This window comes from Stenotrophomonas sp. S39 (assembly GCF_016624665.1).
Taxonomy (GTDB): domain Bacteria; phylum Pseudomonadota; class Gammaproteobacteria; order Xanthomonadales; family Xanthomonadaceae; genus Stenotrophomonas.
This window is the reverse complement of sequence record NZ_JACVTT010000087.1, coordinates 1-20,409: the sequence shown is the minus strand read 5'-3', so window position 1 is coordinate 20,409 and position 20,409 is coordinate 1. Positions and strand designations below refer to the sequence as shown.

The following is a 20,409-nucleotide window of genomic DNA, read 5'->3' as shown; positions in this document are numbered from 1 at the left end:
CGAGCAAGCTCGACTCTACAAGAGCGGTAGTCGAGCAAGCTCGACTCTACAAGAGCGGTAGTCGAGCAAGCCCGACTCTACAAGAGCGGTAGTCGAGCAAGCTCGACTCTACAAGAGCGGTAGTCGAGCAAGCTCGACTCTACAGGAGCGGTAGTCGAGCAAGCTCGACGCTACGTGGAGCCGAGCCCACGCTCGGCTGCATCTGGCTCAGTCACCGCTGATCGAGTTCAGCGCCGGGTCGGTGGAGAAAATGAATCTGCTTTCGTATCCGCCGCCGACGGCCTCGACGGCTTCCACGTAGCTATAGGTAAGCGCGGCAGGGTCAGCTCCAAATCTGTCATTCCATGCCGCATGGTCACTTCCGCTTCGGGCATGGGCGACGCCGATGCAGAGGCTGAGTCCGCAGGACAAACGCTCAAGCGCGGCACTGTTCCCCATTGCACGCACCAGAGAGGAACGATGGTGGCCGGTCAGGTCCTGTGCTTCCGGACTGGATGCCGATTCCTGTGACAGGCGATCCATTGCATCGAACAGGCTGCTGTGGGAGCGCAGCAGCACTCCCGCCTCCCGGCTGGAGAGTCCTCCATTGAACACGAGCTCTGATTCCGCATGGAGATACCCGAACGAACCCGCTGCGCCAGGGTTGGCAGACGAAGCCTTATGCTTCGCTGCACTGACCAGTGAGCTTTCATCTGCATCCCGGGACTCGTTGCCAGTGTGGCCCGATGCCTGACGCACTGCGGGATGTGGCCGAGTTGACTCCGGATGGCCTTCGTTTTCACTGGAACAGCCTCCGCAACAAAGCAGCGCCGCCGCCGTGAGGCCGGCGGTGACCAGGCGGCCTCCCATCGCAACAGATCCCATCTTCCGGCCTCTGGTCCCATTCGCCGAACGGCGGTGTCATGGATTGTCCGACAGGTTCGTGCGGCCGGTCAGTAGGCGGATTCTCATTTGCTCCTAGGGGAACTTCCGTGTGTTGCATCAAACGTGCATGACGCAGCAGCGATGTTCCAGCGCAGCGTGAGCGGCTGCAGTCGAGCACGCTCGACGTTACCCGCGATGCCGCAACAGCATCTGCGTCATCAACGCGCGCAGCGCGGGTGGCTTCACCGGCTTGGCCACCATGCCCCAGCCCTGCTCGGCCGCATGGGCTTTCAGCGCGTCATCGCGCTCGGCAGTCACCAGGATCACCGGCGGCCGTGCCTGCCACAGCGTACACAGCGCCTCGTACAGATCCGGGCCGTGCCACTGGCCCATGCGCACGTCCAGCAGCAACAACTGCGGCACGTTCAGTGCACTGGCAATCTCCAGCGCGCCCTGCGGGCCATCGGCCAGCTCCACGTTGCAACCCCAGCGCTCCAGCAGGGCACGCGTGGCCGCGCACACGCGCGGGTCATCGTCGATGCTCCACACCCGGCACTGGCGCAGCGGGCTGTCGTCGGACGGTTCGGCCGCCAGCATGGGCGGCGGTGCCGGCGCGGCCACATCGTCGGCATGGCCCAGCGCCACGCTCACCGCAAACACGCTGCCCTTGCCCAGGGTGGAGCGCAGGCTGATGCGGTGGCCCAGCAGGCGGCCGATGCGTTCGACGATGGCCAGGCCCAGGCCGGCGCCACGTTCCTGTTCGACGCCATCGTTCAGGCGGCGGAATTCCTCGAAGATCTCGCCCTGCAGGCTTTCCGGAATGCCGGGCCCCTGGTCGTGCACTTCGATGCGCAGCTGGTCGCCCACGCGGCGGCAGCCGATCAGCACGCGCCCGCGCGGGGTGTAGCGCAAGGCGTTGGACAGGAAGTTCTGCAGGATGCGGCGCAGCAGTGCTTCATCGCTGACCACCACGGCGCGCGTGTCGACCCAGTGCAGCTGCAGGCCGCGGCTCTGTGCGGCGATGCCGAACTCGCGGGCCAGGGTTTCCAGCAGCGGCGACAGCGCGAACGTGCGCACGCGGGTCTGCAGCGAGCCCGATTCCAGCCGCGAGATGTCCAGCAGGCTGTTGAGGATGGCGTCCTGCGCGGCCAGTGCGGCATCGACGTGCTCGCTCAGTTCGCGTGCTTCACCGCTCAGGCGGGCACGCAGCACGGAGACGAACATGCGGGCGGCATTGAGCGGCTGCAGCAGGTCGTGCACCGCCGAGGCGACGAAGCGGGTCTTGTAGCGGTTGGCCTGTACGGCTTCGCGGCGTGCTTCGTCCAGGTCATGGGTGCGCTCGGCCACGCGGTGTTCCAGCGCATCGGCCAGCGAGCGCAGTTCGCGCGCGGCGTTCTTGTAGCTGGTGATGTCCGCGTAGCTGGTGACGAAGCCGCCGTCGGGCAGGGGGTTGCCGCGGATTTCCAGCACCGTGCCGTCGTCCTTCTCGCTTTCGCGCATGTGCGGGCGGCCGCTGCGCAGGTGGTTCAGGCGGCGCTCGATGGCATCGTCGATGGGGCCGGGGCCGAGGAGGCCGCGGCGGGCGTTGAAGCGGAACAGCTCTTCGATCGGCCGGCCCACGCGGACCAGCCCCTGCGGGAAGCGGAACAGCTCGATGTAGCGTGAATTCCATGCCACCAGGCGCAGTTCGCGGTCGATGATGACCACGCCCTGCGGCAGGTGTTCCAGGCTGCGGCTGAGGCCACTGTCGGCATCGGTGGCGGCCTGCAGCAGGCCATCCTGGGCGGTGCGCAGTTCCTGCGCGTGCTGCTTGAGCAGGGTTTCCAGCTCGCTGCGGCTGCGCTGGCGGTGCCGCGACAGGCGCCGGCGCTGCTGCACGAACAGCACCAGGAAGCCCAGCGCCAACCAGACGGCGGCACCGGCCATCGCGGCGGCGCGGCCCGCGCTGGCCGCACCGCCGGCATCATGCAGCAGGTGCAGGCTCCAGTCCTCGTCGGGCAGCGGCAGTGTCTGCCACAGCATCGCCTGCGGCAGGGCCGGGTCGAGCAGGCGGACCATGCGCCCGCCATCGGCCAGCACGTCCTCGGTGCGCACGCGCAGCGGCTGCAGCGAACGGTCGGCGTACTGGCGGGCATCGAGCATCTCGCGGCGCTCGTCCGCGCCCAGCGGGCGCAGCAGGCGGTAGCGCCACTCATCGCGGTTGGCCAGGAACACCACATCATGGTTGTCGCTGGCCAGTACCACGTCGGGGCTGCCCAGCCATTCCTGTTCCAGCGCGGACAGCTCGATCTTGATGACGATCACGCCGATGCGCTGGCCATCGCCATCGACGATCGCCTCGGACATGAAGTAGCCCGGCACGCCGGTGGTCATGCCGATGCCGTAGAAGCGGCCGCGGCCGTGCGCCAGCGCCTGCTGGTAATAGGGGCGGTAGGCGTAGTCCTCGCCGACGTTGGTCGAGGGCTGGTCGAAATTGCTGGCCGCCACGGCCACGCCATTGCGGCCGACCAGGGTGAGGGTCGAGGTGCGGGTGACCTGGTTGGCGCGCTGCAGCTTGAGGTTCAGGCGCTGCGTTGCGGCCGGTGTCAACGGCGCACGGAGCGCCTGCAGCAGGTCCGGGTCCAGCGCCATCACCTGCGGCAGGGTGCCGAAGCGGTCGATGCGCTGCTGCAGGCCCTGGCCGTACAGCTGCAGCTGGCGCTGCACCTGGTTGCTTTCAGCGGCCAGTGCGCGCCGCCAGGCGAAGTGGCCAGCGGCGATCGCGCACAGCACGGTGCCACCGACCATCACCGCGATGGTCAGCAACAGCATCCGGTGGCGGCTGAGCCAGTACATGGCGGCAGTCTACGCAGGGCCGGCGGGCGTGGCATGCACGCCCGCCGGTTTCTGGTCCGTGGAAGGGATCAGAAGTGCATCTGCGCGCGCAGTTCGAAGATTTCCGGGGTGCTGTGCACGCCACGGCGGCTGGCATCGACCTTCACGTAGTTGGCCTGGAACTTGAAGTGGCTGGTCAGGTACCAGTTGGCGCCCACGGTCAGGTCGTGCTGGCGGCCGCCGAGGATGCTGCCATCGTCCAGGTCCAGGCGGCTGTAGCGGGCCAGCAGCTCGACCGCGCCGTAGCTGTGGGCCGGCTTGATGTTGGCCACCGCGCCGGCGTTGTACGGGCGCGATTCGCCGGTCAGCACCCAGCTGGCCATGGCGTATTCGCCATTGCCGGTGTAGTCGGGCAGGCCCTTGCGGGTCACCGTTGCCTGCAGGGCTTCGGCCTGCAGCGAGAACGGGCCACGGATCCAGATGCCTTCCAGGCCGGTGCGGCGGATCTGGTCGGCGGTGACCAGGGCGCCGGAGTCGACCAGGCGGATGTCGGTCAGGCCGGCTTCCGGGCGCGCGCGCAGGCGGGCGCTGGCTTCGTGGTGCACGTCGCGGCCGTCGCTGTAGCCGCGCGGGTTTTCCTGCGAATAGGCCAGGCCCAGGTGGACCACATCGCCCGGTGCCTTCACCGGGGTCCAGACCGCGCGCACGGCCTGGGTGGTGCCCGGGTTGTCACCCTGCAGGTCCTTGCCGCCGTAAGCGCCGGCCTGCAGCAGGTACTGCGGGCGTTCCAGCACCCACTCCACGCCGGTGCGGCGGCCTGCGTAGAAGGCCTGCACGGGCAGCGCGGTCTCCAGGAAGCTGCCGGCGCGCGAGGAGGTGTTGGCGTCCAGGCCGACCGGGGTCTTCATGTAGCCGAAGCGGAAACGGCCGACGTCACGGCCGAAGAAGGCCTTGCTCTCGAAACGCACGAACACGTCCAGCCAGGTGTCGGCCTGGAAATCGTAATAGACCATCGCGTCGTACACGCCCTTCTTCTTCAGGGTCGCGCCGAATTCCTTGCGACGCACCGCGTCATCGTCTTCGATGCCGCTGGCCGAGGAAAAGTCGTTGTAGTCGTAGGCGATGTTGGCAGTGGCCGCCAGCTCGGTACCGTCGCTGAAGGCGTACTTGGTCGGCCAGTTGTCGAAATCGGCGGCGGAAGCGAAGGCGGGCAGGGTGGCCAGCGACAGGGCCAGAAGGGTCGGAATCGGGCGCATGGTGGTGCGGCTCTCTCTCTCGGATGCGTGTGGACAGGACAACAACGGCCGCAATGGCCGGAACTTTCGCAGGGGGGCGCCCGATCGTTCAGGTCGGGCCGGCGGCCGGGCCCGGGACAGGCGGTGCGGCGCCAGTGTAGGCACCCGCGCCACCTGAACCGGGGGGCTAGTACCAATAGGTTATCTGCGCTGGCGTGCCCGGCGCGTACAAAGGCGTCCATTGGTCGCACCTCCGCACACGCCGTGCCGGGCCTGCGGCCAGATCCACGGAGGCGGTCCCTGTGCCATCAGGGGCCGTTCGCGACAGAACTCTCCCCTTCCGGAGTCCGCCATGCACATCCCGACCACCCCGGCGCTGCCCAGCAAGCCGCTGCCGCTTTACCGCCAGCTGTACTTCCAGGTGATCGTGGCGATCATCCTGGGCGCCGTCCTCGGCCACTACGAGCCGTTGATCGGCGAGAAGATGAAGCCGCTGGGCGATGCCTTCATCAACCTGGTGAAGATGATCATCGCGCCGGTGATCTTCCTGACCATCGTCACCGGCATCTCCGGCATGACCCACCTGCGCACGGTGGGCCGCGTCTTCGCCAAGGCGATGGCGTACTTCCTGTTCTTCTCCACCCTGGCCCTGATCGTGGGCATGATCGTGGCGCACGTCGTGCAGCCCGGCGCGGGCATGAACATCAACCCGGCCGAGCTGGACCAGACCGCGGTCCACAGCTACGTCGAGAAGTCGCATGACCTGACCCTGGTCGGCTTCCTGATGGACGTCATCCCGAAGACGCTGATCAGCGCCTTCGTCGATGGCAACATCCTGCAGGTGCTGTTCGTGGCCGTGCTGTTCGGCATCGCGCTGGCTTCGGTGGGTGAGAAGGGCAAGCCGATCGTGAACTTCCTGGAGGCGCTGGTCGCCCCGGTGTTCAAGCTGGTGCACATCCTGATGAAGGCCGCCCCGATCGGTGCCTTCGGTGCCATCGCCTTCACCATCGGCAAGTATGGCGTGGGCTCGCTGATCAACCTGGCCTGGCTGGTGGGTTCGTTCTACCTCACCGCCTTCCTGTTCGTGGCCGTCATCCTGGGCGTGGTCTGCCGCCTGTGCGGGTTCTCGGTGTTCAAGCTGGCCCGCTACCTGAAGGCCGAACTGCTGCTGGTGCTGGGCACCTCGTCCTCCGAATCGGCACTGCCGTCGCTGATGGAGAAGATGGAACGCGCCGGCTGCAGCAAGTCGGTGGTCGGCCTGGTGGTCCCCACCGGCTACTCGTTCAACCTGGACGGCACCAACATCTACATGACCCTGGCGGCGCTGTTCATCGCCCAGGCCACCAACACCGAACTGACCCTGGGCCACCAGATCGCCCTGCTGCTGGTCGCCATGCTCAGCTCCAAGGGCGCGGCCGGTGTCACCGGTGCCGGCTTCATCACCCTGGCCGCCACCCTGGCCGTGGTGCCGGAAGTGCCGGTGGCCGGCATGGCGCTGATCCTCGGCGTGGACCGCTTCATGAGCGAATGCCGCTCGCTGACCAACTTCATCGGCAACGCGGTGGCCACGGTGGTGGTCTCGCGCTGGGAAGGCGCGCTGGACCGTGACCGCCTGAAGCTGGCGCTGGACGGCCGCGAGAGCGAGCTGCCGCCGCCGGTCGATGCCGTGCCGGAGGCACTGCCCGCCAAGGGCTGACACAGGTGTGTGGTACCGCGGGGCCGGTCACGTGAGTGGCGCGGCCCCGCAACGTTTCAAGGCGACCCATGGCTGTCATGGGCAACGCCGAAGCTGGTCCCCGGACCTGTCGCATACGGCACGGAATTGTGCGCTCGCAGCATGGTTGCGACAGGATAGCGACAGGTCCAGGCCCTCCAACGGGGGTATCATCCCCTGTCCCCCTTGCCCATTCATTAATCCAAGTCGATGTCCAACGAAGATTTCAAACAGGCCGCCCTCGATTACCACCGGATGTCCCCGCCGGGCAAGATCAAGGTCTCTGCAACCAAGCCCATGCTGACCCAGCGCGACCTGTCGCTGGCGTATTCGCCGGGCGTTGCGTACGCCTGTGAAGCGATCAAGGCGGACCCGCAGCAGGCCAGCGAGCTGACCGCGCGCGGCAACCTGGTGGCGGTCATTTCCAATGGCACCGCGGTGCTGGGCCTGGGCAACATCGGCGCGCTCGCCGGCAAGCCGGTCATGGAAGGCAAGGGCGTGCTGTTCCAGAAGTTCGCCGGCATCGATGTGTTCGACATCGAAGTGGACGAGACCGACCCGGACAAGCTGGTCGACATCATCGCCTCGCTGGAGCCGACCTTCGGCGGCATCAACCTGGAAGACATCAAGGCCCCGGAATGCTTCGTGGTCGAGCGCAAGCTGCGCGAGCGCATGAAGATCCCGGTGTTCCATGACGACCAGCACGGCACGGCGATCATCGTCGGCGCAGCGGTGCTCAACGCCATGGCCATCACCGGCAAGAAGATCGAGGAAGTGAAGCTGGCGACCACGGGCATGGGCGCCGCCGGCATTTCCTGCGTGAACATGCTGGTGCAGCTGGGCCTGAAGCCGGAGAACATCCTGGCCTTCGACCGCGAGGGTGTCATCCACACCGGCCGTACCGACCTTGACCCGGAAAAGCAGCGCTATGCGCGCGACACCGACAAGCGCACCCTGGCCGAGATCGTCGACGGCGCGGACATCTTCCTGGGCCTGTCGGCCCCGGGCATCCTGACCGCCGAGATGGTCAAGACGATGGCGCCGGATCCGGTGATCTTCGCCCTGGCCAACCCGACCCCGGAAATCATGCCGGAACTGGCGCGCGCCGCCCGTCCGGACGCGATCATCGGCACCGGCCGTTCGGATTACCCGAACCAGGTCAACAACGTGCTGTGCTTCCCGTACCTGTTCCGCGGCGCGCTGGACGTCGGCGCCACCGCGATCAACGAGGAAATGAAGATCGCCTGCGTGCGCGCCATCGCCGCGCTGGCCCGCCGTGCGGCCACCGACATGGGCTCGGCCTATGGCGGTGATACCCCGAGCTTCGGCCGTGAATACCTGATCCCGCGTCCGTTCGACCGCCGCCTGCTGGTGGAGCTGTCGGCCGCCGTGGCCCAGGCCGCGATGGATTCGGGCGTGGCCGCCCGCCCGATCGCCGACATGGGCGCCTACCGCGACAAGCTGGCCCAGTTCGTCTACCGCACCAGCCTGATGATGAAGCCGGTCTACGACCGCGCGCGCAGCGACAAGCAGCGCGTGGTCTACGCCGAGGGCGAAGAAGAAGTGGTGCTGCAGGCAGTGCAGAACGTGGTCGACGAAGGCCTGGCGCACCCGATCCTGATCGGCCGCCCGGACGTCATCGAATCGCGCATCGAGCGTCTCGGCCTGCGCCTGAAGGTGGGCGAGAACATTGAAGTCACCAACATCAATGACGACCCGCGCTTCAACGAATACTGGCAGTACTACCACGGCCTGACCGGCCGCCGCGGCGTGACCGTGGCCGCGGCGAAGAACCTGATGCGTTCGCGCCCGACCCTGATCGCCGCCGTGATGGTGGCCCGTGGCGAAGCCGATGCGATGCTGACCGGCATCGTCGGCCGCTTCCACAAGAAGCTGGGCTACGTGCGCAGCGTGCTGCCGCTGGAATCGAAGGTCACTTCGACCTCGGCCATGACCGGCGTGATCAACCAGCAGGGCGTGTTCTTCTTCGTGGACACCCACGTGCAGGAAGACCCGACCGCCGAGCAGCTGTGCGAGGCGACCCTGCAGGCCGCCTACCGCATGAAGCTGTTCGGCATCGAGCCGAAGGTGGCGCTGCTGTCGCACTCCAACTTCGGCAGCCACGATTCGAAGGACGCGCTGAAGATGCGCCAGGTGCGCGAGATGTTGCTCAAGCGCAACCCGCGCCTGAACGTGGACGGCGAAATGCAGGGCGACACCGCATGGGATGAAGCCCTGCGCCAGAAGCTGCTGCCGGGCTCGACCCTGCAGGGCCGTGCCAACCTGTTCGTGCTGCCGAACCTGGAAGCGGCCAACATCGCGTACAACCTGGTGCGCGTGTTCACCGACGGCGTGGCGATTGGTCCGATCCTGATGGGCGTGAACAAGCCGGTGCATATCCTCACCACCAGCGCGACCTCGCGCCGCGTGCTGAACATGACCGCGATCGCCGCCGTCGATGCACAGATCCGCAAGCAGCTGGAAGCGGAAAAGAAGGCGTAAGCCCTCGTTCCCGCGACTGCAGCAGAAACGCGCCCTACGGGGCGCGTTTCTGTTTCCACCCGGCGGAAAGGGATCGGGTAGCGCCGGGCCATGCCCGGCGAGCGCGCAGCGCGGCGGATCAGGCATTCCGCCGGGCATGGCCCGGCGCTACCTGCGGTCAGCGCTTGCCGTGCCCAGCCGGTGCCGCCGTCGGCGCATCCATTCGCGGCCCGGCGTACGCGCTCCACAACGCAGGCAGTGCCTTGCCGGTGTGCGTCTGCCACAGCGCCGGGGTGTACTGGCCTGCACGCAGCGCCTTGTCCAGCGCCAGCACCAGGCCGGGGTGTCCACCCTCGGCCCACTTCAGGAACGCGCCGGTCACCCGGTAGCCGCTTTCCACGGTCTGGCCCGCGCCGACCTTCTGCGGCAACGCCCAGCCGGCGGCAGCATTGCCCATGCCGTAGCGGTCGCGCGCGTAATCAGCGATGCCTTCCACCAGCCAGCCCGGCACCTGCTGGTCGCCGTAGCTGGGATAGCCCTGCACGATGTGCATCGCTTCGTGCGTCACCAGGTCCAGGTCAGCCGGATGCTTGGCCAGCCAGCCGGGGTTGATGGTGATGGTGGCCGCTTTCTCCTTGTCCCCCACATAGGCCACGCCGTCGTAGCCGGGGTCGATGACGATGCCGACCCGGCTGGGCGCGGCCGGATGGAAATCCGCCCGCTCGCGCAGGTAGGCCGAGAAGAAGGTCTCGATGATGCGCGCGCGCATCGGTGCATCCAGCGCATCGGTGGCGTCGGTGTAGTGCAGGGTCACGCCCTGGCGCATCTCGGTGCTCTCCAGGGCATGCGCAGGCATGCTGGCGAGGGCGGCAGACAGGGCGGTGGCGGACAGCAGCAGTCGGAACGCAGTCATCGGTTTCCTCAACGGGCCAGGGTGGAGGCGGGGGCGAGCAGTTCGATCTCGGCCAGGGCCAGGCGTCCCGGCGCGCCGAGGCGCAGGCGGTACTCGGCATGCCGGGCAGGCGTGGCGATGCGGAACGGACGGGTCTGGCGGGGCGAGTCGAAGGTCTCGCCGCTGCGTTCGTCCAGCACGACCCACGCGCCGCCATTGCTGCGCGCTTCCAGGGTCCAGCTGCCGCCACGGATCGCACCGTCGCCGCTGGTCAGCGTGTACATCGTCGGTGCACCATCGCCCACTGCGCTCAGTGCAATGGTGGCACCGGCGCCCAGCGGCACGGCCGTGGTCGCATCGTCGTCCAGCAGCGCCGGCACGGCACGGCCATCGGCCAGCGCCGCACGGGCACCGTTGCCGAGCAGGTCATGCAGCATCTGCGGGCGCTGGCCGGGCGCGGTCAGCGAACGCGGCACATCGTCGGCACCGCTGCCCCAGCGCGACGGCTGCGGGCCCATCACGAAGTCCAGCGTCGCGCCCTTGGCGATCACCTCGTGCGGCACCCAGGTCTTCGTCCACGGCTTGCCGTTGATCTTCAGCGACTGCACGTAGACGTTCTGCGCCGAGTTGTTGGCCGCGTTGACGGTCAGCACCGCGCCGCCCTGCAGTTCCACCCGGGCGTGCTCGAACGCCGGCGAGCCGATCACGTACTCCGGCGCGCCCATGCGCAGCGGGTACAGGCCCAGCGAGGCCAGCACGTACCAGGCCGAGGTCTCGCCGTTGTCCTCATCGCCCGGGTAGCCCTGGCCGATCTCGCTGCCGACATACAGCCGCGACAGGATCTCGCGCACGTGCTGCTGGGTCTTCCACGGTTGCCCGGCGTACAGGTACATCCACGGGATGTGGTGCGCCGGCTGGTTGCTGTGCGCGTACATGCCCATGCGCACATCACGCGCCTCGGTCATTTCGTGGATGGTGCCGCCGTAGGAGCCGGCCAGCGCCGGGTCGGCGGTTTCCGGGGTCGAGAAGAAGGTGTCCAGCTTGGCCGCCAGCTTGTCGCGGCCGCCGTACAGCGCGGCCAGGCCTTCGCCATCGTGCGCGGCGGTGAACGCGAACGTCCAGCCGTTGGACTCGGTGTAGTCGTAGCCCCACACGCGCGGGTCGTAGGCCTTGGCATCCAGGCGCCAGCTGCCATCGGCCTTGCGGCCCTGGAAGAAACCGGCGGCCGGGTCGAACAGGGTCGAATAGCCGGCCGCGCGATAGCGGAAGTACTCGGCCTCGGTCGTGTAGCGCTCGCGGGCGGCCTTGCTGGTCGCGCGCTTGGCCAGGGCCTCGGCCATGTTGGCGATGCCGAAGTCGTTCAACGCGCCTTCCATCGTCCACGACATGCCTTCATGCACGTCGGCGCTGGCGTAGCCGCGGAACGTCGAACGGTCCATGCCCTTGCGGCCGACATGGCGGTCCGGCGGCACCACGGTGGCGTTCTTCAGCGCCGCGGCATAGGCCTCGGCCGGGTCGAAACCACCGATGCCCTTCAGCCATGCATCGGCGAAGGCCACGTCCGAGCTGGTGCCGACCATCAGGTCCGCATAGCCCGGCGAGGACCAGCGCGCGATCCAGCCGCCCGCGCGGTACTGCTCGATGAAGCCCTGCACCAGCTTGCCGGCATCGTCCGGGGTGAACAGCGCATAGGCCGGCCACGTGGTGCGGAAGGTGTCCCAGAAGCCATTGTTGACGTACACCTGGCCGTCGCGCACCGGCGCGAAGCTGCGGGTGGCGCTGCCGTCGGTGTTGTTGTCCTCGGCGCTGGCCTGGCTGGCATAGCGCCAGTCGGGCGCGGCGGCGGTGCCCGCATTCTCGTGGCCGGAATTGGGGTACAGGTACAGGCGGTAGAGGCTGGAATACAGCGTGGTCTTGGCATCGTCGCTGGCATTGCCGATGTCGAAGCGGGCCAGGCGTGCGTCCCAGGCGTCCTGCGCGCGGCCGGCCACGCTGTCGAGCGTGTCGGCGGCGGCGATTTCCAGCTCCAGGTTGTGCCGCGCCTGCTCGACCGAGATCAGCGAGGTGGCGATGCGCATGGTCACCTGGTGGTCGCTGCCGGCGTCGAACTTGATGTAGCCGGTGGGGCGGCCGGTGTCGATGCGGCCGCTGCTGCGCCACGGCTTGTCGAAGCGGGCGACCACGTACATGCGGGTCGCACCGTTGGACAGCCCGCTGCGGGTGTCGGTGTAGCCGCTGAGGGTCTGCGTGGCCGCATCCAGGGTCAGGCCGCCACGTGCATCGACATTGTCGAACAGCAGGTTGGCATCACCGCCCTCGGGGAAGGCGAAGTGGAACAGTGCGGCATGGTCGGTCGGCGCGATGGACGCGGCGATGCCGTTGTCGAAGCGCACGTCGTAGCGGTACGGCCGCGCGCTTTCATGGCCGCGGTCGAAGGACAGCGCGCGCTTGCCACGGTCGGCCTCGGGCACGCCGCGGCTGGCCGAAGGCATCACCTGGAAGGTCTGGCGGTCACCCATCCACGGGCTGGGCTGGTGGCTCAGTGCCAGTGCCTGCAGCTGCGGGCGGTTCTTCGCATCGTTCTGCTCGTTCCAGCGGTACAGCCAGTTCAGTGCACCGGCATCGGTCACCGGGGTCCAGAAGTTGAAGCCATGCGGCACCGCGGTGGCCGGGAAGTTGTTGCCACGCGAGAAGGTGCCGTTGGCCTGGGTGCCGCGGGTGGTCAGCACCCAGTCCGAAACCCGCTGCGGCACGGTGCGCGGCTGCGCATCCAGGCGCACGTCGTCGATCCAGCCGGACACCGGCGCGCCGTCGGCGCTGGCCACCTCCAGTTCGATGGCGACCACGCGGCGGCCGCGCAGCGCCGGCACATCGCCCAGGCGCACCGCCTTGCGTGCCCACTGCTGCGGGTACAGCGTCTTCGATTCGCCCTGCGCGCGTGCGCCCAGCGCGATGCCGTGCTGGTCGCGCGCGCTGCTGGCGGAAACGCGGCTGCCATCGTCCAGGCGCAGGTCCAGCGAGACATGGGTGGAGGCCACGGTGTCCTTGCCGACGATCTCCGGCAGCACCAGCCAGGACAGGGTGGTATCGGCATCGATGGCCAGGTCGGTGCTGAACAGCTCGCGCCGCGCGGTGCCACCGGCGGCCTGGTAGTGCAGGGCGCGCAGGCCGCTGTAGCCGACGTTGGGCTTGGCGGCATAGGGCTCGGCCGGGCCGTTGCCGATCTGCACCTGCAGGGTGCCGCCGGCCTTGTCCGGTGCCGGCTCACCCGCTTCGAACGAGGTCTGCAGGCCCTGCGCCAGTGCGGGCAGGGCGGGGGTGGCGCAGGCCAGGGCGAGGGCAAGCGGAAGCAGGGCGCGGCGCGGATCGGACAGGGTCATGCAGGGTCTCCCGGTAGGGCAGGCGGCTGGCAGAACCCGCATCGGCACGCACCACGGACAGCATCGCGCCCGCCGCCCAGGGGGCAGTGGAAAGGGGCGATGCCGGTCCGGTGGGGGTCGGGCCATGCGATCGGGTCAGGGTCGGAATCGTCCCGATCCTGCCTCAGCCCGTTGCCCCCTGACAAGTGCAATTAGTTCGATCCAAATCCGGCAAAACCGTTTCATTTCAAATTATTGACAGGTGACCTTGGATCGATTTAAAAGTGCGCAGCTCACCCCCTGTACCGGAATGCCCCGCATGTCCTGATCCGGGCCGGCGCTGTTGCCGCCCCGCTGTTACCCGCCACTGCCGTCCATCCACGACCTTCCCGTCCGCCCCCCACCGGCTGGACCGTCATCCGCCTCTGGAGAGAGCTTGATGAAACCCCGGTTGTTGTCGTTGTTGATGTCGTCGTTGCTGTTGTCGCCGCTTGCCGTACAGGCCCAGTCCGCTCCGCAGGGGGAGGGCGCCGATCCGCCGCGCACCCGCGATCTGGATGCGGTCAAGGTCACCGGCTCGCTCATCCCCCGCGCGCAGGTGGAGGGCCCCTCGCCGGTCACCACCATCACCGCCGAGCAGATCCAGGCGCAGGGGTTCACCACCGTGTTCGACGCGCTGCGCTCGCTGCCGGTGTCGAATGGTTCCGTGCAGGATTCGCAGGGCACCGGGTTCTACACCCCGGGCGCCAAGACCATCAGCCTGTTCGGCCTGGATCCCAGCTACACCCTCACGCTCATCAACGGGCGGCCGATCAACAGCTACCCACTGGCGTACAACGGCAACACCAGCATCGCCGACATCGCCAACATCCCGCTGGGCATGGTCGAGCGCATCGACGTGCTCACCGGTGGCCAGTCGTCGGTGTACGGCTCCTCGGCCATTGCCGGCGTGGTCAACATCGTGCTGAAGGACCGCGTGGAAGGCACCCACCTGCGCTACCGCGTTGGTGGCTACAGCCAGGGCGGCGGCTCCAGCCAGCGCTTCAGCGCCAGCAGCGGCCAGACCTTCGGCAACCTCGATATCAGCTACGGGCTGGAATACACCAACCAGAAGGCGATCTACGCCTTCGACCGCAGCCGCATCGACAGCGTCAACGACAACCCGACCGGCCCGCAGGATCCCTCGCGCAGCTTCCTGCGCATGCGCATGGGGCCCAATGCCTACATCGATCCGGGCGCAGCCACCTGCGCGCCCCTGTCGGACCTGTTCGGTGGCAGCACCGTGTACGCGCACCGTGATATTTCCGGCGGCGGCTACTACTGCGGTACCCCCGACAACGTCGGCACCGCCTCGCTGTACAACTCCAGCCAGGACGTCAACGCCACCACCTTCCTGCGCTACCACGTCAGCCCGGATACCGAGCTGTACGCGGACGTCCTGTTCGGCTTCGGCCGGCCGACCTACAGCGGTGGCAGCCCGTTCTGGAACAAGACCTTCTACAACCAGACCAGTGGCCAGTACGAACAGTGGCAGCGCATCTATGCGCCGGAGGAAGTCGGCCTGGATGCCAAGGACCAGCGTGTCTACACGCGCTCGCTGAATGTCACCGCCGGCGTGCGCGGCGTGCTCGGTGGCTTCGACTACGACGTCTACGTCAACCGCTCCAGCACCGATGTCACCCGCAAATCCACGGACTTCCTCGCCCGGAACGGCGTGGACGATTACTACCTGGGGCCGATGCTGGGCATGCAGGATGGCTACGAGGTCTACGCGCCGGACCTGTCGCGCCTGTACCAGCCGATCACCCGCGACCAGTACGACAGCTTCAGCGGCCTCAACCGTGCTGCTTCCAGCGCCTCGCGCACGGCAGTGACGGCGCTGCTGACCGATCGCTCGCTGTTCACCCTGCCGGCCGGCGACGTCGGCTTCGCGCTGATCGCGCAGGGCCAGCGCGAGAAGTTCTTCAACCAGTCGGCCGATCCGAATGCGGGCGTGCTGTTCCGCGGGCAGACCGCCGGCACGTCGGCGCAGGGCCAGCGTGACCTGTACGCGCTGGGTGCAGAACTGCAGGTGCCGATCTTCGATACGTTCAGCGCCAACCTGTCCGGCCGCTACGACAAGTACGCCCTGCAGGGCGGCGGTGGCAACGGCAAGGCCACCTGGAAGCTGGGCCTGGAGTACCGGCCGATCGAATCGCTGCTGCTGCGCGGCAGCTACGCCACCGCGTTCCGCTCGCCGGACATGTTCTACCTGTTCTCGCGCGAAAGCAGTGGCTACACCACCAACACCGATCTCTACCAATGCCGGCAGGCCGGCTACACCTCCGACAATTTCGACGAGTGCGACCAGTCGGGCCTGTCGGTGCTCTCCTCCAGCACCGGCAACCGCGACCTGAAGGACATCACCGCGCGCACCTTCACCTATGGCGTGGTGTGGTCGACGCTGGACAATGCCCTGACGATGTCGGTGGACTACAACTCGGTGGTCATCGAGAACGAAGTGCGCATCCTCGGCACCGACAGCATCCTCGACACCGAGGCCAACTGCCGCCTGGGCGTTTCGGAAAACGGGCAGACCCAGTTCGACATCAAATCGCCCACCTGCCAGCAGGTTCTGGGACAGGTGCAGCGCAAGCCGGCCACCGATCCGCTCAATCCGAACGGCGTGGACAAGGTGTTCTCCTATCCGATCAACATCGCCAGCCAGCGCCAGAACGGCGTGCAGGCGGCGCTGGACTATCGCTGGAACACGCAGTCGGTGGGTGACTTCGCGGTCAATGCCGGTTACTACCGGCCGCTCAAGCACACCACCCAGGACAAGGAAGGCGACCCGGTCTACGACCAGTTGTGCTGTGCCAATTCCAACGAACTGCAGTACCGCGCCACGCTGGGGGTGAACTGGAAGCGCGGGCCGTTCACCGCCAGCGCCTTCGGCATACGCAATGCGCCCTCCTGGGACAGCCGCGGCGAGCAGCGCAACATCGGCCCGTGGACCACCTGGAACGCCACCGTCGGTTACCGCATCAACGATCTGGCCAGCCTGCTGCTGACGGTCAACAACCTGACCGACGAGATGCCGCCGATCGACCGCAGCAACGGCAACTGGCCGTACTACGACCAGGGCATCTACAACGCCTTCGGCCGTTCGGCCTTCCTGGAACTGTCGCTGGACTTCCAGTAAGCCGGTGCGCCTGGACCCCGGGGCCGGCCAGCGGCTGGCCCCGGCAGGCGCCTGCGGCGGGGGCAAAGGGCAGGGGGCGGCCGGGGTGCCGCCCCAAGGTGCTAGAATCGCAGGCCTCGCAATCCGTTCATCGACACCCGCCATGAGCCATACCGCCACCGCGCCCGCCAACGCCGAAAAGCGCTACACCGTGCACCGCAGCGACCTGCCGCTGAGCTGCCCGACCCCGGAAATGGCGCTGTGGAACTCGCATCCGCGCGTGTACCTGCCGATCGAAGACGAGCCCAATGGCGAAGCGCAGTGCCCGTACTGCGGTTCCACCTTCGTGCTGGCCGACTAAGCAGGCCCGTTGATGCGCCGACTGACCGTGGTGCAGTTGCTGCCGGCGCTGCACTCCGGTGGCGTCGAGCGCTCGACCCTGGAAATCGCTGCGGCCCTGGCCGCCGCCGGCCATCGCGCGCTGGTGGTGTCCGCCGGTGGCCGCCTGGTGCAGCCGCTGCTGGACAGCGGGGCCGAGCACCTCACCCTTGATATCGGCCGCAAATCGCTGCTGACCCTGCGCCACCTGCCCACCCTGCGGCGGTTGTTCGCCGAGGTCGGCGCGGACATCGTGCATGCACGTTCGCGCCTGCCGGCGTGGCTGGGCCTGTACGCGATCCGGGCGATGCCCGCCGCGCAGCGCCCGCACTGGGTGACCACCGTGCATGGGTTGAATTCGCCCAGCCGCTACAGCGCGGTCATGACCAGCGGCGAGCGCGTCATCTGCGTGTCCAGCACGGTGCGCGACTACGTGCGCCAGCATTATCCGACGGTGCCGGAACAGGCCCTGCAGGTCATTCCGCGCGGCGTCGATGCCAGCCAGTTCCCGCGCGTGGCCCGTGCCGACCGCCGGCCGCGGCTGGCGCTGGCCGCCGAGTACCCCTGGCTGGCCCAGGTCGACGGCCCGCTGCTGCTGCTGCCGGGCCGCGGCACCCGCCTGAAAGGCCATGCGCATGCCCTGCAGCTGCTGGCCGGCGTGCACGCTGCCGGCGTACCGGCGCAGCTGTGGATGCTGGGCACCGATGAACCCGGGCGTGAAGCCTACGTGGCCGAGCTGCGCCGCCAGGCGGCCGCGCTGGGCGTGGCCGAGGCGGTGCAGATCACGCCCCCGACCGCGCGGATCGCCCAGGCCTACGCCGCCAGCGATCTGGTGCTGCAGCTGTCGGACAAGCCCGAAGCCTTCGGCCGTACCGTGGTCGAGGCGCTGTCGGTCGGACGCCCGGTGCTGGGCTGGGACCATGGCGGCGTGGGCGAACTGCTGCAGCAGCTGCAGCCGGCCGGCGCGGTGCCGCTGGGCGATGCCCAGGCGCTGGGTGAACGTGCGCTGGCCCTGCTGGCACAGCCGCCGTCCTTGCCGAGCCGTATCCCGTTTACCCTGCAGGCCATGCAGCGCGACACCCTCCGTCTCTATGCCGACCTTGCAGGCTGACGCCGCCCCCATCGCGGGTGACGCGCGCGCCGGGCGCTGGGCGCCGTGGTGGGTGCTGGCCTATGTGGCCCTGTGGCCGTTGCCGGGCATCGCTGAAACCGTGCTCGGTCTCGGCGCGGTGTACGCCGCGGTGCGCATGGTCATGCGCCGCCTGCAGCGGCGGCCGCACCTGCTGACGCCGGCCGCGTGGGCACTGACCTCGATCCTGTTCCTCGGTTACTGGCTGCCGCAGGCATTCTCGGCGTTCGATGCGATCGACCCCGCCGCCTCGTGGACCAAGGCCGCCGCCGGCCTGCGCTACCTGCCCTTCATGTGGCTGGTGGCGATTGCCGTGGCCACGCCGCAGCGGCGGCGCCTGATCTTCGGTGGCCTGGCGCTGATCACCGCGCTGTGGACGCTGGATGCGCTGGTACAGGCGGTGGCGGGTACCAGCCCGTGGTTCTGGTCGCTGCAGCAGCTCAAACTGGCGGTCAGCGGCCATGCGCTGTGCCCGGCCGAGGAGATGGCGCTGGCCGACCGCCTCAGCGGTCCGCTGGGGCCGTGCAACCTCAAGTTCGGCCAGGTTCTGGCCAGCCTCTCGCCGTTCCTGCTGCTGCCGGCCGCGCGCCGCTTCGGTACGCCGGGCTGGCTGCTGGCCGGCGCGGCGCTGGCCATCGTGCTGCTGCTGGCGGGTTCGCGCGCGTCCTGGATCACCTTCGCCGTCATCGTCGCCTACAGCGGCGTGCGCCAGCTCGGCTGGAAGCGGCTGGGCCTGCTGGCGCTGGCCGGCGTGCTGGCGTCGGCAGCGCTGACCGCCAGCGTGCCGCAGCTGCGCGAGCGCGTGACGCGTACCGCGATGGCCTGGGATGGCGGCACCGATGGCGTCGACCAGGCGTTGTCCGGGCGCGCCCGCATCTGGAGCGCGGCCGGCTGCATGATTGCCGCGCACCCCATCAACGGCGTCGGCGCCCGCGGCTTCCGCGATGCCTACCCGCAGTGCGTGGACGAGCAGGGGCCGGCGGTATGGGGTGCCGAACCGGCGCTGCACGCGCACCAGATCGTGCTGGAAATCCTCGCCGAAACCGGCGTGCTCGGCCTGCTGCTGTGGCTGGCTGCCGTTGCCCAGGCCTGGCGTGCCTGGCGCTTCGCACCGCCGGGGGCACGCGAGCGCGCACGCCCGGCGATGCTGGCGCTGGCCGCCACCGTATTCCCGCTCAACACGCACCTGGCGTTCTATTCCGCGTTCTGGGGCGGGGTGACCGTGCTGCTGGCCGCGCTGTTCGTCGGCACCCTGCTGGCCCGCGAACCGGACGACGTACCAAAGGCCGCGTGATCGCGTATCCACGCATGGCGTGGATCTACTGCGATTGCCGGATGGGCATCCACGCATGGCGTGGATCTACCGCGATTGCCGGATGGGCATCCACGCATGGCGTGGATCTACTGCGATTGTCGGATGGGCATCCACGCATGGCGTGGATCTACTGCGATTGCCGGATGGGCATCCACGCATGGCGTGGATCTACTGGATTTATCCGCGCGTGGCGTGGATCTTCCGCGGGCGTTGCAGTAGATCCACGCCATGCGTGGATGGAGCTTTCCCGACACCAATACGGGCACGCCTCCAATACCGGTGCTCGCGCGTCTGCTGCACGCTGGGGTCATGGCCAGCCCCCGACTCCGCTACGGCCGTTACTCCAGCACGGGTAACGTGTATCTGTTGACCACGACCACCCTCGGCCGTGAACCGTTCTTCGCCGATGCCGCCAACGTCGCGATGCTGGTCGACGCCCTGCGCTTCGTCGAGCGCGCCGGTATCAGCCACAGCCTCGCCTGGGTGGTGATGCCCGACCACCTGCACTGGTTGATGGAGCTGCAGACGGGCACCCTGGCCGAGTGCATGTCGCTGCTCAAATCGCGTAGCAGCCGTCTGCTGAACCAGCAGCTGGGCCGGCGCGGCGCACTCTGGCAGCACGGGTACCACGACCACGCGGTGCGCAGCGACGAGTCATTGCACGAGAAGGCGATGTACATCATGGCCAATCCGGTGCGTGCCGGGTTGGCCTGCATGGTGGGCGAATACCCCTACGCGTGGTGCCGGTGGCCGCTGTAAAACGGTGGTGTCGGCTGGACATCATCCACGCAGGCGTGGATCTACTGGGCGACGTACATCCTGGCCAACCCGGTCCGCGCGGGATTGTTGTAGATCCACGCCATGCGTGGATGGCGCGGTGACGGGCGCGGCCGGACATCATCCACGCATGGCGTGGATCTACTGGGCGACGTACATCCTGGCCAACCCGGCCCGCGCGGGAGTGTTGTAGATCCACGCCATGCGTGGATGGCGCAGTGACGGGTGCGGCTGGACATCCCCGGTCCGCGCGGGATTGTTGTAGATCCACGCCATGCGTGGATGGCGCGG

Annotated in this window: 12 protein-coding genes; 7 read left to right on the top strand and 5 right to left on the bottom strand. The window is 68.1% G+C overall.

The genetic code is table 11. From position 1 onward, the window contains the following. Positions 1–207 precede the first annotated feature (207 nt). The 3 genes from IAE41_RS18090 to IAE41_RS18080 all read right to left on the bottom strand — a co-directional run bounded on the left by IAE41_RS18090 (position 208) and on the right by IAE41_RS18080 (position 4,934). Entirely contained in the window at positions 208–558 is a 351-nt protein-coding gene (locus IAE41_RS18090; protein WP_200734074.1) for a hypothetical protein, read from the bottom strand. Between the two features lie 492 nt (positions 559–1,050). After that, complete coding sequence (locus tag IAE41_RS18085; protein WP_200734073.1) at positions 1,051–3,699, bottom strand: PAS-domain containing protein; 2,649 nt, start codon at positions 3,697–3,699, stop codon at positions 1,051–1,053. A gap of 68 nt (positions 3,700–3,767) precedes the next feature. Continuing rightward, positions 3,768–4,934 (bottom strand): porin, encoded by a 1,167-nt coding sequence (locus tag IAE41_RS18080; protein ID WP_079223216.1) that lies wholly within the window; start codon positions 4,932–4,934, stop codon positions 3,768–3,770. 331 nt (positions 4,935–5,265) lie between these two features. Between IAE41_RS18080 and IAE41_RS18075 the strand changes: the two genes are divergently transcribed. After that, entirely contained in the window at positions 5,266–6,609 is a 1,344-nt protein-coding gene (locus tag IAE41_RS18075; RefSeq protein ID WP_079223214.1) for a dicarboxylate/amino acid:cation symporter, read from the top strand. 228 nt (positions 6,610–6,837) lie between these two features. Further along, positions 6,838–9,129: an NADP-dependent malic enzyme gene (locus tag IAE41_RS18070; RefSeq protein ID WP_200734072.1), complete on the top strand. Its 2,292-nt coding sequence runs from the start codon at positions 6,838–6,840 to the stop codon at positions 9,127–9,129. Between the two features lie 157 nt (positions 9,130–9,286). On the opposite strand, the gene IAE41_RS18065 is transcribed toward IAE41_RS18070, so the two are convergent. After that, positions 9,287–9,964, bottom strand: a complete 678-nt coding sequence (locus IAE41_RS18065; RefSeq protein ID WP_234458747.1) for a basic secretory family protein — start codon at positions 9,962–9,964, stop codon at positions 9,287–9,289. 65 nt (positions 9,965–10,029) lie between these two features. Then, on the bottom strand, positions 10,030–13,380 hold the full coding sequence (locus IAE41_RS18060; protein WP_200734070.1) for a GH92 family glycosyl hydrolase: 3,351 nt from the start codon (positions 13,378–13,380) through the stop codon (positions 10,030–10,032). A 418-nt stretch (positions 13,381–13,798) separates the two neighbouring features. Here IAE41_RS18060 and IAE41_RS18055 point away from each other — a divergent pair, with 418 nt between their 5' ends. The 5 genes from IAE41_RS18055 (at position 13,799) to IAE41_RS18035 (ending at position 20,100) form a co-directional block, all read left to right on the top strand. Further along, complete coding sequence (locus IAE41_RS18055) at positions 13,799–16,540, top strand: TonB-dependent receptor (protein ID WP_200734069.1); 2,742 nt, start codon at positions 13,799–13,801, stop codon at positions 16,538–16,540. Between the two features lie 142 nt (positions 16,541–16,682). Next, a complete protein-coding gene (locus tag IAE41_RS18050; RefSeq protein ID WP_079223205.1) occupies positions 16,683–16,880 on the top strand; it encodes a zinc-finger domain-containing protein in 198 nt (65 codons plus the stop codon). A 12-nt stretch (positions 16,881–16,892) separates the two neighbouring features. Then, entirely contained in the window at positions 16,893–18,008 is a 1,116-nt protein-coding gene (locus tag IAE41_RS18045; protein WP_200734068.1) for a glycosyltransferase, read from the top strand. After that, positions 17,989–19,320 (top strand): O-antigen ligase family protein, encoded by a 1,332-nt coding sequence (locus IAE41_RS18040; RefSeq protein WP_200734067.1) that lies wholly within the window; start codon positions 17,989–17,991, stop codon positions 19,318–19,320. Before IAE41_RS18045 ends, IAE41_RS18040 begins: the two co-directional genes overlap by 20 nt. A 330-nt stretch (positions 19,321–19,650) precedes the next feature. Further along, positions 19,651–20,100 carry a transposase gene (locus IAE41_RS18035; RefSeq protein ID WP_200734066.1) on the top strand — a complete coding sequence of 150 codons (450 nt, stop codon included), beginning with the start codon at positions 19,651–19,653 and terminating at the stop codon, positions 20,098–20,100. Positions 20,101–20,409: the final 309 nt, after the last annotated feature.